Source organism: Sorangium sp. So ce887, assembly GCF_051521455.1.
Classification (GTDB): domain Bacteria; phylum Myxococcota_A; class Polyangia; order Polyangiales; family Polyangiaceae; genus Sorangium.
Map to the genome: position 1 here is coordinate 269,580 of NZ_CP150354.1, position 14,447 is coordinate 284,026.

Below are 14,447 nucleotides of genomic sequence, written 5' to 3' on the forward strand. Positions count from 1 at the left end.
GTGTTCACGATGACAGGTCGAGTCGGACGGATAGCGTCGGTTTCCTCGGTGATTCTGGCCATGACCGCGCTGACCGCGTGCGGCGATGACCAGGGCGGCGCAGGCTCATCGACCTCCAGCTCCTCCGGCTCAGGCGGCGAGGGAGGAGGCGGCGAGGGGGGAGGCGGCGAGGGGGGAGGCGGCGAGGGGGGAGGCGGCGAGGGGGGAGGCGGCGAGGGGGGAGCGCCCGCGACGCCGAGCGGAGCCACGGCCGACCTCGCGCTGCTCGAGACCACCGATCTCCATACCAACATCCTCGGCTTCGATTACTTCAAGCTGGTCGCTGAGCCATCGATTGGCCTCGAGCGCACCGCGACCCTCGTCAACCAGGCGCGAGCCGAGTTCTCGAACAACATCCTGATCGATAACGGCGACACCATCCAGGGCACCGTGCTCGCCGACTATCAGGGGCTCGTCGAGCCGATCGGGTGCGGCGAGACGCTGGCCATCTACAAGGCGATGAACCACATGGGGTTCGACGTCGGCGGGATCGGCAATCACGAATTCAACTTCGGCCTCGCCTTTCTCTCGCAGGTGACCCACACCCCGTTCGACGTCGAGGGGCTCGATCTCGCTGGATCGGCGGACTGCGAGGGCCCTCGGTTCCCGCTGGTGAACTCCAACGTCTTCAGCCTGAAGACGAACGAGACGCTCTTCCCGAACGCCGTCGTCGTCGAGAAGACCATCACGGCGACGGCGCCGGGCGGCGGCGCCATCGAGAGCACGGTCAAGGTCGGCTTCATCGACTTCACGCCGCCGACGATCCTGAGCTGGGACAAGAAATGGCTCGACGGCAAGGTCTTCGCGAAGGGGGTGGAGGAGGTCGCGGCCCCGCTGGTGGACGATCTCCGCTCCAGGGGGGCCGAGCTGGTCGTCGCCATCGTCCACGGCGGCCTCGACGACTCGCCCTATACGCCCACCCTCGAGAACCAGGCGTGGTACCTCGCCCAGGTGCCCGGCATCGACGCGATGCTCATGGGCCACTCGCACCAGATCTTCCCCAACCCGAGCAGCACCGTGGCGCAGTTCAGCCTGCCGAAGGTCGACAAGGACGCGGGCACGGTCGACGGCGTCCCCGCGGTCATGGCGAATTTCTGGGGCCAGCACCTCGGTGTCATCAAGATGGGGCTCACCCACGACGGCGAGGGCTGGACGGTCGACAAGGCGAAGACGGTCGTCGAGGCCCGGCCGATCGCCACGACCTGCAAGGATGGGCTCCCCGAGGCGTGCGATGCGATGGAGCGCTGGCGCACGGGGGCGTCCTGCGCGTTCGCGACCCTCTGCGACGCGCAGCCGGACAAGACGAAGGTCCTCGTCGAGGCCGACCCTTTCATCGCACCGCTCCTCGACGCCGAGCACCAGGCGACGATCGCCTACGTCAGGACGCCCATCGGCACGACCGATTTCGAGATGTCGTCGATGTTCGCCGACGTGGGGGACGCCAGCGCGATCCAGATCGTCAACCAGGCCCAGGCGGACTACGTCGCCCACTACATCGAGGAGAACCTGCCGCAGTACGCGTCGCTCCCCGTGCTCTCGGTGAGCGCGCCGTTCAAGTCCGGCTTTCAGGGCGGCAACGACTACACCGACGTGCCGGCGGGGAGCATCGCGATCAACAACGCGGCCGATCTCTACCTATACGCGAACACGGTCCAGGCGGTGAAGGTCACCGGCGCGGACATCCTCGACTGGCTGGAGAGGGCCGCGACGCGCTTCAATCAGATCGATCCGAGCACGACCGAGCCGCAGCCGCTCATCAACGGCGCGATGCCCGGATACAACTTCGACATGTTCACGGACAGCAGGATCTCGTACGAGATCGACGTGACGCAGCCGCTCCCGCCCATGGGGATGAAGGCCAGCGGCCGGATCAAGAACCTCCAGTGGAACGGGGAGCCCATGGCTCCGGCCGCGGAGTTCATCGTGGCGACGAACAACTACCGCGCGAGCGGCGGCGGCGGCTTCCCTGGCCTCGACGGCTCGAAGACGATCTACGCCGCGCCGGACACGAACCGCGACGTGCTCATCGCGTACATCAAGAAGATCGAGGGCCTCACGCGGGCCGAGAACGGCTCTGCCCGCAGCTGGCGCTTCGCCCAGGTCACGACGATGGGCCCCGTGACCTTCACCTCGGCGCAGAACGCGCTCCCGAAGGCGGAGGTCGCCGGGCTGAACAACATCTCGCTCGCCGCGCAGGATGAAGGCAGCGGCAAGATGCTCTCGGTTTACTCCATCGACCTGAGCCGGTGAGCGTCCCGCCTCCCGTGCGGCTCGCCGCGCTGGTCGGCGGCGCCCTCGTGCTCGGCGTCGTCGTCGCCCTTTACCTTGGAGGGCTGCGCGAGGGCGATCGTCCCGAGGCGGGTCGCCCCACGCCCGCCGCGGCGCCCTCGCCGCCGTCGCGACCCGGGGCTCCGCCCCCGAGCGGCATGGACGCGCGGACGCTCGGCTTTCGCCTGCTCACGCTCGCGGATCCCGGGGAGGTCCTCGCCGGGATGGATTCGCTCGCGCGGGCGGCCGAGCAGGGAGACGTCGAGGCGCAGATCTCGCTCGGAAGGATCTACCTGAAGGGGCTGCCGTCGGTCCCCAGGGACGCGGCGCGCGCCCGCGCCTGGCTGCTGCGAGCCGCCCCCTCGCACCACCCGAGCGCCGCGTATTTCCTCGGCGTGATGAGCCAGAACGGCGAGGGAGTGAAGGTGGACCCCGCGGAGGCTGCGCGCTGGTTCGAGGTCGCGGCGCGCGGAGGGTCGCCGGACGCGATGTTCCTGCTCGCCAATGCGTATCGCGCAGGCGCGGGCGTGCCAAGGAATGACAGAAAAGCCGTGGAGCTCTACGAGAGCGCTGGCGAGCGGGAGCACCCCGCGGCGCTCCAGGCGCTGGCGATGGCGTATCTCTATGGTGAGCTGGGGCTCGAACCCGACGAGGCCGAGAGCCGCCGGTACACGATGGAGGCCGAGCACGCCATCCAACACCGGCAGGTTCCTCCGTAGGCGGCAGGTCCCCGACAAGGCGTCATCATGGAGGTGCTCTGGGACGCCCTGTTCGTCGTGGTGTTGTCCCCCAGCTGACGGTTGCCGTGTCAGCTCCCTGGCCTCCCGCTAGATAGACCGTTGCGTGACGGGGCGGCGAAGTTTGCGAGCCCACGGGCAGCTCGGTCTTGACTTCAAAAAAACGACTACACATAGGTAGTGTATAACGCACTATCGCGCGTTCCATTCAACACCCGTCGGTCACCGGCGCCAAGGGTGGGGCGCGTATTGCGCGTGGGTTCTTGCATCGCGGGGGACAGGCCCAAGTCACGATAATCGCACCTTCGGCGTCCGCCGAAACCCCATCAAGAGGGAAAGATGACATCCAAGCTGTTCAAAGGGCCAGCTACTGATCCTGGGCAAGGAGCCTGATGGCGACAGCGTCCGATTCGTGCCGGATGATCCATCGCCATTCGAAGAACTAAAATAGGGTTTTGATGCTATCTCACAGGCGGGCACCGGCCGTGCTCAGCCGATGGATGCGGGAGGCAACATGTCGCTGAAGAACTATGGCGTATTGAAGGGCACAGTGATCGATCGGCGTTTCGCATCGGGAGCGAACCCGCACTATCAGATCCACATCGTGGACGACACGATAGACTATCGGATCGCGGTGAATGTGCAGTCGCAGGACGGCTCCAAGGTCGAATATGTCGTCGAGTCACGGTTCGCGCACCCGCTGCTTCAAGAGCTCCACGAGCTGAGGCTGGGCTTCCATCCGCTGGAGAGGAAGCTGGGCGGGATCGGGCTCGACTATATCCGGGGGAACCTCGTGGATCGGACAGAGTTCGTTCCGCTGCCATTCTCCGCCCCAGGCCCTGACAACGACCTCAACGAGAAGCTCGATCACTACGTGCAGCGGGCGATGGCCGACGAGACGGCGCTTCTGTACGCCTTCGGGGAGCGCTGGGGCCCGGAGAACGGGAAAAAGGACAAGATCTTCGGCTTCCTGCCCGGAAACGGTATTCACGATATCCACATGAACCAGGGCAACGACGCCCGCTTCAAGAAGGACGATGGTGTCTGGCAGGACGGCGGCCTCCTCATCCACTTCCCGCGTGAGGACCAGTGGGTCGCGATCTTCCTGAAATTTCAGACGCAGGCGTGGCACACCGATGACCAGACAGGGCACACGATCGGAGTCCCGGTATCCGGACCGCCGTCTGACGTGGCCGGTGGGGGCGGTGGACTCCCCACGGTAGAGCAGCCTGACGGGATCGTGCGGATCGTTGCCGCCCTCGTGAACGACACGCGCACACCCGAACGGGAGACCGTTACATTGTTGAATACGTCGAACCAGAAGATCAACCTCGCTGGCTGGTCGCTGCTCGACAAGGCCGAATCGAGGATGGCGCTTACCGGAGAGCTTCAGGCAGGTGAGCTGACGACGTTCGTCGTCCAGGCTCCGATGGTCCTCTCCAACAAGGGCGGGCTCATCACGCTGCTCAACGCGGAAGGGCTGAAGGTCGACGGCGTGTCCTATACGAAAAAGCAAGCGAGCAATCCGGGTTGGACGATCGTGTTTTGATGCCAATCCAGGGCGGGGGACAGGTGCCATGATGGCCTGCGTGGGCCCCCGCGGGAGCTCCGGGAGCACGGAGGAGGCGCTGCCCCCTCCGTGCCAATGCGCCTGGGACACCGGCCCCCCGCGTGTCGGCGCACGTCGTCCTCACTAGCCCCCTGGACGCCGTGGACGCGCTCGAACGATTGCAGAGCTAGATGCCATCCTCGGCGGAAGCACCGTACGGATCGGCGAGGGGGCGCCCGCGCCGGGCACCCGCGCCGCGCTACAGCCGCTCGCTGAGGGAGAGGTTCGATATCTTCGTGTAGTAACGCGGGGAATGGTGATCCCAGGAAACCGGCAGGCGGATGTTGCTGAGCATCGGGAACTGCGCGGTGGCCCACGCCACGGCCCCCACGACCAGCGAGGAGGCCGACCAGACTTGGGAGCTGTTCCTGGTCGTGAACTCCCAGCCGTTGCCGCCGCCGCTCGACCTGTACTCCTTGCCGAAGTGCTCGAACCGGCCCGCCGAGAACGGCGGCAGCCGCGGCACAACATCCTTGTCGTAGACGTGCCGGAAGACCGCGTGCCCGAGGCTCTTGTCGAGGACCCTGGCGAGCTCGGGGGCAGCGACCATCGGCGCTCCATAGGTGTATACCCCGCACAGCTTCTCGCGGGCTCCCCTGTACTTTGCGTCCTTCCAGATCTCCGCCGCCGCGAGCGCGGCCATCGCGCCGCCCAGGCTGTGACCGGTGATGTAGAGCGCCTTGAGCGGGCTCTGCGACGTCATAGGCGCCTCCGGAATGGACGGGTTATACTGGGCGACGTTCCCGTGCGACCCCGCTACCGGCCGGCGCAATTTGTACTCGGAAGGGATGCCCCTCGACGCCAGCATCTGCGCCCGGTCGCGCAAGTCGATATCGTTGCTTCTCTCCGCCTCCCTGAGCTCGAGGACGCCGCCATCCTCGACGATGCGCAGGCCCTTGTGAACGAGCGGCCATAGCGCCTGGAGGTTGCGGAACATGCCGCCGTGGACCCGTCCTTCGATGAAGCGCTCCGGGGCGACGCTGAGATCAGTCATCCAGCTGAGGATGTTCTGCGGCTCGGTCCCGCGGAAGATCAGGATCGCCACGTCGCGGTCGGGGCTCTGGATCAGGTACGCGGTCGCGACGACAAAGAGCGGGGGGTTCACGATGCCCATGCGCAAGCACTTCCAGTGCCTCAGCCCGCGGCGTGCCATCATGAAGGTGAACGTCGCCGGATCCGCATAGGCCCATGTCGAGGCGAAGGCGAGCAGGTCCGCCACATCGCTGTCGTAGTTGGACGCTCCGAGGACGGCGGGCGGTATATCATCGAGCATGGGCACGCCGCTCGAGATGAGCTCGTGATCCTCGTCCAACAAGTACGGTGGGACTACCTGATCGAACTTGTAGAAGTGAAAATTTAAGAATGGAAGGAAACCGGCCGTGGCCGGCTCCACGGGCGCTTTGCTCATCTCCTTCGCATCGCCGAGGACCTTGAGTCCTCCCATGCCGGTGGCCTCTACCTCCAAAGCAGCGGTATCCGTCATGATTGCCCCCTTGAGTAAGAAACTCCCCGCCCGGAGCGTATGGGAGCAGTGATATCCGCGTGTGTCAATGGGGGCGTAGCTGCGTACGCTTCCGTCCTCGCTTTCCACGCCGCCCTGTCGCGGCCCTCATGCCGGGATCTCGCTCCCTGGTTTCCCCGAGACACAGCGTGAGCCGGATCTCGTCGCTGCCCTGCAGGCTCACCCTCAGCGTCGAGGCGTCGTCCGGCAGCGCTATGGTCAATGGCTGCGACCCGACGAAGATCGACGAGCGCACGGCGGACGAGGCTGCGTCTACGACGACCAGCGAATTGGCGTGCTTCGACGTGTCTCCGCCCACGGTCGCATAGAAAACGTCCCGGGCGGGATCGGCGATCGCGTGACTGGCCTGGACGTCGAGCTCCGTGGGCTCCGCCCCCGCGGATCCGCTCCCGCTGGGAGCCCCCGCCGGCGGATCCGCCTGCGCTACCGGGGCCCCCGCCGGAGCTGCTCCATCCGCCGCCCCCGCTGCTCCTCGTGCTCGCGCATCGTCCTTCTCCTGAAGGACGAGCCGGCACAGCGTCGATGCGCACGCCACCTCGGTCTTCACGTCCTCCGGCAGCCTGGCCGTCATCTGCTCCACTGCGCCTTCCAGCCGCGCCGCCTCCGCGTCGTCCTGCGGCGCATTGAACAGACGCTGATCCAACGTTCTGGCAGCTAGCCCCCTATTTTTGCGACCACGGCAGGCGAGGCAATGGCAGGTCGAGGCCCGGATGGGCTCGCCTTCGATCGTGACGCCGGGTCGTCCACAGCTACAGACGGCGCGTCGCGTCGTGATGCCATCGCTCCTCCTGCGAAGTCACCCCCGGGTCGCCGACGCAGCCGCGCAGCGCGCCGCGTAGGCGGCTGGCGTGAACCCGACTTGTGCCTTGAAGTCGCGGATGAAGTGCGCCTGATCGTGGTACCCGAGCTCGGTCGCCAGCGCCGCCCACGCGATGGACGCCCCCGACGCCACGCGCTCCGCGGCCTCCTGGACCCTGGATCGCCGGATGATCCACTTGGGCCCGACGCCGATGTACCGCTCGAACGCGCGGTGCAGGGTGCGGACCGAGACCCCCGCGACCCGCGCGAGATCCTCGGTGCGGTGGATGTCGCGATCTCCCTGCGCGCGGGCGGCGAGCGTCATGGCCTCGTCGAGCCCCCGATCCGAAGGACCCCCGTGCGCTCGGAGGAGCGCCTCGATCGCGCGGACCGCGAGGAGGTCGTCCGGTTGATCGAGCACGTCGCGCTCCAGCGCGCTCGCCGCGTCACCGAAGACGTCGACGAGCGGGACGACCTGATCGACCAGCCGGCGCATCGGACAGCTCGCGAACGGAAAGAAGCCCCCCGGCTTGAACTTCGTGGCCACGACGCGCCCCGTCCCATCAAGCCGCGAGATCTCGCGCCGCGTCCCGAGCCCGTTCACGATCGACCCGTTCACCTGGATGGCCAGGTTGACGCAGGGGTGCGGCAAGATCTCCTGCTCGAACGGCGCGGGGAGCGACCAGCGGACGACCCAGTGCCAGTCGACGAGCGCGGCCAGATCGGGCGCGGGCGCGTGGCGGCGCAGCTCGAAGCTCTTGAGCCCCGCCGCGGGGTTCAGGATGCCGAGGGTGCGGCCTTCGGGGGTGACGCTCGAGCTCATCGCGTGGCGCTCTTTTACAATACGCGGCCCGGCCCGGGCAGTAGGGTCCGGCCCGGAGGCACGACATGGCTGATTCGACCACGACCGCGCGGGGAAACCTCGTCTTCTATCATTCACCGAACACGCGCGCGTCGGGCACGCGCATCCTTCTCGACGAGCTCGGCGCGCCGCACGAGCTGCGCGTCCTCAACATGAAGGCCGGCGAGCAGCGCAAGGCGCCCTACCTCGCGGTGAACCCGCTCGGGAAGGTCCCCGCCATCGCGCACGACGGCGCGCTGGTCACCGAGCAGGTCGCGATCTTCATCTACCTCGCCGACCTCTTCCCGGAGGCGGGCCTGGCCCCGGCCCTCCGCGATCCGCAGCGAGGCCCCTACCTCCGCTGGCTCGTCTACTACGGGTCGTGCTTCGAGCCGGCCATGATCGATCGCGCGATGAAGCGCGAGCCGGCGCCCCCGGGGATGTCGCCTTACAGCGACTACGACACGATGTTCGGCACGCTCGTGGAGGCGCTCCGAAAGGGCCCCTACCTGCTCGGCGAGCGGTTCTCCGCGGCCGACATCCTCTGGGGTACGGCGCTCCAGTGGATGACGACGTTCAAGCTCATCCCCGACTTGCCGGAGATCGCGGCCTACGTCGCGCGGATCTGCAGCCGGCCGTCGTTCGCGCGGGTCACGGCGGACGACGCGCAGCTCGCCGCGGCGCACGAAGCGGCGGTCGCGGCGGCGGTGCAAGCGAGCTGACGCGCTGACGCGCCGCCGCGGACGTCGGCTCACAGGTCGGGAGCAGGCCTGTGCCGGTGCTCCGCCGGCGGCGCGCGGCAGGTCGACGGCGCCGTAGCCGCGCGGAGCGGCGCGTCGAGTGATGGCGGCCGCGTCGAGACCTACCGGCCGGGTGGGCTCAACAGCCTCAGTCCCCGTTGCGCATTCGAGCAAGTCTTCGCGTACTCGCGCAGTCGCCTGTCGACAGCGTCGATGCGGGATCCATCGATCGATCCCAGCCGTTTCGCTGTGTCCTGTTCGTTTTCACCCTCGCGCAGCTGGATTTGCCGATGGATCACGCTCGAGATGCACCCGGCGCGCAGCGTGCATGGTCACCCTGCATCACCCGGTATGCGACAGTCAGCATGCTCGGGTAGAGGGGAAGGAATCGAAAATGAAACAGCTGAGATTGATCGGCGCTCTCGTGACCGCCGCGGTGGTTTCTGTCGCTCCGCTCGCTCGTGCGGCCAGCACGACGCCGATTCAGGACCTTGCACTCGTCGAGGAGACGAGTGTACCCAGCTCGGCGGACGCGAGCGCCCGCTGGCACGGGCATCACGGTCACCACGGGCATCACGGCCATCACGGTCACCACGGGCATCACGGCCACCACGGCCATCACGGGCATCACGGGCATCACGGGCATCACGGGCATCACGGGCATCACGGGCATCACGGGCATCACGGCTATCACGGCTATTGGGGTTTCCGGGCCGACGTCTCTCCGCTGGCAGGGCTCCCGACTCCGGTCGTGAGCCTGACGGAGGGTCAGCGCTGATCCCTGACGGTTCATGGTGCCGCTGGCAGGTCGAGTGGACGCTCGGCCGCCAGCGGCGCCGTGCCGGCAAGAGGGGTCGTCCGGTTGGGCAAGGTGCCGGCGCTGCGGGCACCCTGGGGGGGAGCTGCATGAACGGAACAGCCATGGGCCGAAGACGCGCCATCGTTCTGCTCGCCGCGGCGGTGGCGCACCTCGTGGTGGTCTGTCTGGGCGCTCTGCACGTCTACATTGGAGACGAGGGCTGGGCGCGCCGGGCGGTGAAGGTTTACGGCCTGCTCTCCGGAGCGGACAGCGGGTACTCCTTCTTCGCTCCGGGGGTCGGGACGACGCTTGCAGCGAGCTTTCAGGTGAACGGCGCCAACGGGGAGATCGCCGCCGATGTCCTGGAGACGGGGGTGAGCCGTGAAGCGGATATCCGGGTCAGGAACATCATCGGGATGTTCTCGTTGGAGGAGGATGAGAGGGTGAGGCGCTCGCTCGTGGCTTCCTGGGCCGGCAAGGTGCTCGCCAGGCATCCGGACGCCGACGGCGTCGTCGTCCAGCTCGATACGTTCGAGCTCCCCTCGATGGCGGAATACCGCGAGGGGAAGACCACAGGATGGACGCTGAATTACCGAGCGAAATTCGTGCATCACGCGAAGCTCCTGCGCGCGCAGCAGAGCAACGGGAGGGCGCCGTGAACGCGCGGCCGATGGCTGCTCCCCGGGCGGCGATGGAGCGTTGGCTTGCGCAAGCGTGGGCGGCCGTCGAGCGCTTCGCCTTCGCTCCTGCGTCTGCGGCGCCGCTCGCCGTGCTCCGGATCGGGCTCGCCTCCGTTCTGCTCATCCAGGCGGGGATGGTCGCTCCTGCTCTGTTCGATCTCTATGGGCGAGCGGGGATCCTGCAGACACCACTCGTCGACGCGCTTGGAAGGCCGGGGTTTGTCCGGCTCAGCTGGCTGATAGACCGTCTCGCCCCGCTCGGGATCGGAGACGTGCCCATTATCGTCGCCGTGTGCGCCTTCTATGTGCTCGCCCTCTTCGCGCTGCTCGCGGGATGGCGCACGAGGGTGGCCGCGGCGGCTGCCTGGTTCTCCCACCTGATGCTGATGATGACGGCGGATAGCACGAATTACGGTGTAGACCAGTTCGCCAACATCTTCCTGTTCTACCTCATGTGGATGCCGGCGGGAGCGGCGTTGTCGCTCGATCGATGGCTCGGCCGCGCGCCCATCGGGCCCACGAGCATAGCGCGCTTCGCCCTGCGCGTGGTGCAGATACACCTCTGCATCGTCTACCTCGTGAGCGGGCTGGGAAAGGCGCTCGGCGAGCAATGGTGGAACGGCGAAGCCATCTGGCGGACGCTCAACCTGCCCGATTATCGCCAGTACGACTTCACCTGGCTGGCCTACTATCCATGGCTCGCGGTGGGCGCAGGCTGGATGGTGCTGCTCATCGAAACCGGCTACCCGGTCATGATCTGGCCGCGGCGCACCCGGCGGCTCTGGGTCGCGGCCACCGTGGCGCTCCACGTCGGCATCGCGGCCTTCATGGGGCTGGGTGTCTTCGGCGCCATCATGGCTGTGCTTACCCTCTCTGCATTCGCGGTGCGGGCAGAACCTCCCGAATCCATGCCCTCCGAGACGGCCGCGCTTCGCAGCGAGGACGCGGGTGCGCCCCGCTGCGCGCTGTCAGCGGCGGCCGGACCATGGCGCCGCGACCGGCCGTGATCGCGGGCGACGCTGGCGCACGCTCTGGACGGTACGACCCACGGCCACCGTGCTGTTCTCCCATAGATTCCCGTTGACGCCTAATCCGACCATCAGGAGGATGGGCCGCATCGCTACGTTGTCCGGGGGTTGCGGAGGGGGGCAATGAGACGGTGAGAACACTGGCCCGGCGGATCCCATCGGCGGCGCTGGCCGCTCTCGTGCTTTTTCCGACGCAGGCAGAAGCGTCCGAGCTGAGCGCCGGTGTGAGCCTCGGGTGGTTCCAGGCCGGTACCGTTCCGCGCCTCGCGGTGGGGCCGCAGGCGGGCATAGCGTGGCCCATCCAGCGAGACATCCTGTTCACGGTGCACGACCTGTGCACGATCCTACCCCCGACCCAGGAGGACGGGCCCGGGGTCTACAACCAGACCTCGGTTGGCATCGGGTACGCGTGGGAGGAGGGCAACGTCAGCGCGGGGCCCTCGGTCGCGCTCTACGTCGTGCCGGCGTGCGGCATCACCTTGTGCGGCCGCGTCGCTGGCATGGCCGTAGGCGGGCACGCGCAGACCAACGCGTACGTTGCTGGACCGCTGGGGGTGTCGGTGAGCGTCAACGTGGATTGGGTCGGTCGGGGCAGTCTGGTGCTCCCGGGCTACGTGTCCGTCGTCGTTGTTGCTGGTCCTGTGCTTCGATGGAGTGCCAGATGAACGCAAGAAGAGTTCTGTTATTGATCGTGGCCATCTCGGTTTGGGCGCTGGCGGCGTGCAACTGGACGATAGGAGACTGCTATCCTGTCGGGGAAAGAACTTCGGGTGCAGGTGCCGGTCCAGGCTCGGAGCCCCGCCCCATCTACACCTCCGCCGCATCCGGTGACTTCGGGGCGGAACCGCCGGAAGGCCCGTACGACGGCAGCGAGCGCAAGATCGCGTGCAACGAGTCGGACCTCGAAGACGAAGAGGAGAGGCCGAGCGACAGCTCGGAGAGGCCGAGAGAGAGCCCGCAAGACCCGTGCCCCGGATTCGGCGACATGGTCGGCGACGGAGCGACCTTCTTGAGCTGTAGCGGTGCATGCAGCTCGAAGTGTCCGCAGCCTGGAATGGCCCACTTTGTCTACGTAGATTTCGATCCGTCGGACTTCCCGTTTGTCACCATTGTCCAGGATGACGGAACGGATAAAGGCGGAGGGTGGCAACAGGCCAAGGCAAACCTGAAGTTCACGCACAAATTTTCAGGCGGTACCACCGAGTGGCACTGCGCTATCACCATCAAAATTCCGCTCCGGACTGAGTTGATGGGTAAAATCGATCCAATCCGTGCGGCCAGCCTCAGTGAAGAGATCACGGAGGAGGTTGCCAACGTCATGGATTACAACCTCCCGCCGGGGATCTTTTGCAAAAGATTTGCTATCCAGGTGGACGCTGCGTTCAAGTCCAAGTATAAGGGGCTCGGCGCCAGGGTGACGAGTCCATGAAGATAACTCGCTCCGAGCTGCTCGACGTCGTTTACCGCTTCTACCCGCGGGGTGTGCATAAAATCATGCGCATCTATGTGCCTTCGGGCGAGCCCGTCTACGAGGACACGGAGGAGCACCGTCGCCTGGTGGAAGCCGCAAACCGCGGGCGAGCGGAGTACCCGACGTGGAAAGCGATGATCCGTCGAGTGGGGGATCGATACGGCCTTCAAAACGAGTCGCTCAACCTGTTTGCGGGGGGGATCGACCCGGGGTACTCGGCTCGCATCTGGCTCACCGACGAAACGGCGCTCAGCTTCCACGTGTCCCTGCTCGGGCCATACTACGGGATCCACCTCCCCGGCATCCCCGAGGAGGAGCCGGTGGCGCGCGAGATCGCTGGGGAGATCGAGGCCACGTACCCCGGCTACCAGCCGATCCCGCCGGAGCTCGGGAACGAGGTGGTGCCGGATGTGGACATGGACGGGGTATCGATGGGCGAGGCGACGATCTACGTGTGCCTCTTCTCGGTCGTGTGGACTTGGGTGGATCCGGTGTAGCCATTCCCTGGCGGCCGCCGCGCACGTGGCTGAGCTCGGGCGCCTCGCCGTCGAGGCGCGCTCGTGGCGAGTTCAGCGGCGCCCCCGCCGCGGCGGCGCGACCGTGGCGATACGCGCCGGGGGATCTCGGGCGCAGCTCGGCAGGGGATCATCTCCTCCAGGTAAAAACGCCGCGGCCGGCGTCGAAGCGGCCGGCGTCGGGCTATCCTGGGCGGGATGACGGTCCAGGAGCTTCACGTCGCGGGGTATCGCTCGATCCGCGAGCTGACCCTCCCCCTCGCGCAGGTCAATGTCATCGTCGGACCGAACGGCGTCGGCAAGACGAACCTCTATCGCACCATGGTGCTGCTCGGCTCCGCGGCGAGCGGGAGCTTTGCGCGCACCCTGGCCGAGGAGGGGGGGATGCCCTCGGTGCTGTGGGCCGGCCAGCGCAGCAAAGGCCCGGTGCGGATGACGCTGCGGGTGCGGCTGGATCAGCTCGTCTACGAGCTTCAGTGCGGGCTGACGCCCCCGCCAGCAGGGCCGTTCGCGCTGGACCCGGACATCAAGGAAGAGACCCTCTGGCTGCTCGACAAGCGCCGCCGCCTGCCGATGCTGGAGCGGGCCGCGGGCTCGGCCTTCGCGCGCGACGTGGACGGCCACCGCGTGACCTTTCCCTTCTCGCTCTGGGGCTCGGAGTCGGTGCTGGCGCAGGTGGTGGAGCCGCATCGGTTTCCGTTGCTCTCGGCGGTGCGGCAAAAGCTGATGAACTTCCGGTTCTATCACCACTTCCGCACCGACTCCGGCGCGCCGTTGCGGGTCGAGCAGGTCGGGGTGCGGACGCCGGTGCTCAGCACCGATGGCCATGATCTGGCGGCGGCGCTGGCGACGATCATCGATATCGGCGACAGGGGCGCCTTGCAGGATGCCGTCTCCAGCGCGTTCCCTGGCGCGTCGCTCGAGGTCTCCTCGACGCAGGGGCGTTTCCGCGTCGAGCTCGGGTTGCCAGGGATGTCGCGGCCGCTCGACGCGCGCGAGTTCTCGGACGGCACGGCGCGCTATCTGTGCCTCCTGGCAGCGCTGCTGAGCCCGAGACCTCCGCAGCTGCTGGCGCTGAACGAGCCGGAGACGAGCCTGCATCCGGATCTGCTCGGGCCGCTCGGGGATCTGCTCGTGCACGCGGCATCCCGGAGTCAGCTGTGGATCACGACGCACTCCCGCCCGCTGGCAGAACGGCTCCGGAAGGCGACGCCCTGCCGGCTCATCGAGCTTGACAAGAAAGGTGGAGAGACGGCGCTGGCGCGCGGCGCGGCGGAGGAGGATGAATGACGTCCGCCCCGGCGTGAGCTTTGCGAGCGGAGCCGGCGCGGGGAAAGCGAAGGGGAGGTGAGCTCGGCGCGGCCGCTCAGGTCGAGGGCGACGTCGGGCGCTTGTGACTG

At 67.2% G+C, this 14,447-nt stretch carries 14 protein-coding genes; 11 read left to right on the top strand and 3 right to left on the bottom strand.

The features are described 5' to 3' along the window. Window positions 1–60 precede the first annotated feature (60 nt). The 3 genes from WMF36_RS01075 (at window position 61) to WMF36_RS01085 (ending at window position 4,593) form a co-directional block, all read left to right on the top strand. Window positions 61–2,289, top strand: a complete 2,229-nt coding sequence (locus WMF36_RS01075) for a 5'-nucleotidase C-terminal domain-containing protein (protein WP_437577693.1) — start codon at window positions 61–63, stop codon at window positions 2,287–2,289. Then, window positions 2,286–3,026 (top strand): tetratricopeptide repeat protein, encoded by a 741-nt coding sequence (locus WMF36_RS01080; protein WP_437577694.1) that lies wholly within the window; start codon window positions 2,286–2,288, stop codon window positions 3,024–3,026. Before WMF36_RS01075 ends, WMF36_RS01080 begins: the two co-directional genes overlap by 4 nt. 532 nt (window positions 3,027–3,558) lie before the next feature. Continuing rightward, on the top strand, window positions 3,559–4,593 hold the full coding sequence (locus WMF36_RS01085; RefSeq protein WP_437577695.1) for a DUF2278 family protein: 1,035 nt from the start codon (window positions 3,559–3,561) through the stop codon (window positions 4,591–4,593). A gap of 259 nt (window positions 4,594–4,852) precedes the next feature. Here the strand turns inward: WMF36_RS01085 and WMF36_RS01090 are convergent, their stop codons facing one another. From WMF36_RS01090 to WMF36_RS01100, 3 genes are all read right to left on the bottom strand, one after another. Continuing rightward, complete coding sequence (locus WMF36_RS01090) at window positions 4,853–6,136, bottom strand: lipase family protein (RefSeq protein WP_437577696.1); 1,284 nt, start codon at window positions 6,134–6,136, stop codon at window positions 4,853–4,855. Between the two features lie 64 nt (window positions 6,137–6,200). Then, on the bottom strand, window positions 6,201–6,818 hold the full coding sequence (locus tag WMF36_RS01095) for a YncE family protein (RefSeq protein ID WP_437577697.1): 618 nt from the start codon (window positions 6,816–6,818) through the stop codon (window positions 6,201–6,203). 153 nt (window positions 6,819–6,971) lie between these two features. Beyond that, window positions 6,972–7,796 (bottom strand): DUF6597 domain-containing transcriptional factor, encoded by an 825-nt coding sequence (locus WMF36_RS01100; protein WP_437577698.1) that lies wholly within the window; start codon window positions 7,794–7,796, stop codon window positions 6,972–6,974. A 65-nt stretch (window positions 7,797–7,861) separates the two neighbouring features. On the opposite strand from WMF36_RS01100, the gene WMF36_RS01105 reads away from it, so the two are divergent. The 8 genes from WMF36_RS01105 (at window position 7,862) to WMF36_RS01140 (ending at window position 14,337) form a co-directional block, all read left to right on the top strand. After that, window positions 7,862–8,536, top strand: a complete 675-nt coding sequence (locus tag WMF36_RS01105) for a glutathione S-transferase family protein (RefSeq protein ID WP_437577699.1) — start codon at window positions 7,862–7,864, stop codon at window positions 8,534–8,536. 530 nt (window positions 8,537–9,066) lie between these two features. After that, entirely contained in the window at window positions 9,067–9,309 is a 243-nt protein-coding gene (locus tag WMF36_RS01110) for a hypothetical protein (protein WP_437577700.1), read from the top strand. A 166-nt stretch (window positions 9,310–9,475) separates the two neighbouring features. After that, entirely contained in the window at window positions 9,476–10,012 is a 537-nt protein-coding gene (locus WMF36_RS01115; RefSeq protein ID WP_437577701.1) for a hypothetical protein, read from the top strand. Next, window positions 10,009–11,040, top strand: coding sequence for a hypothetical protein (locus WMF36_RS01120; protein WP_437577702.1), 1,032 nt, complete (start codon window positions 10,009–10,011; stop codon window positions 11,038–11,040). Before WMF36_RS01115 ends, WMF36_RS01120 begins: the two co-directional genes overlap by 4 nt. A gap of 200 nt (window positions 11,041–11,240) precedes the next feature. Beyond that, on the top strand, window positions 11,241–11,726 hold the full coding sequence (locus WMF36_RS01125; RefSeq protein WP_437577703.1) for a hypothetical protein: 486 nt from the start codon (window positions 11,241–11,243) through the stop codon (window positions 11,724–11,726). Further along, on the top strand, window positions 11,723–12,490 hold the full coding sequence (locus WMF36_RS01130; RefSeq protein WP_437577704.1) for a hypothetical protein: 768 nt from the start codon (window positions 11,723–11,725) through the stop codon (window positions 12,488–12,490). The genes WMF36_RS01125 and WMF36_RS01130 overlap by 4 nt, the downstream gene beginning before the upstream one ends. Continuing rightward, a complete protein-coding gene (locus WMF36_RS01135) occupies window positions 12,487–13,029 on the top strand; it encodes a hypothetical protein (RefSeq protein ID WP_437577705.1) in 543 nt (180 codons plus the stop codon). Before WMF36_RS01130 ends, WMF36_RS01135 begins: the two co-directional genes overlap by 4 nt. A gap of 216 nt (window positions 13,030–13,245) precedes the next feature. Continuing rightward, window positions 13,246–14,337, top strand: a complete 1,092-nt coding sequence (locus WMF36_RS01140) for an AAA family ATPase (RefSeq protein ID WP_437577706.1) — start codon at window positions 13,246–13,248, stop codon at window positions 14,335–14,337. The last annotated feature ends 110 nt before the right edge of the window (window positions 14,338–14,447 follow it).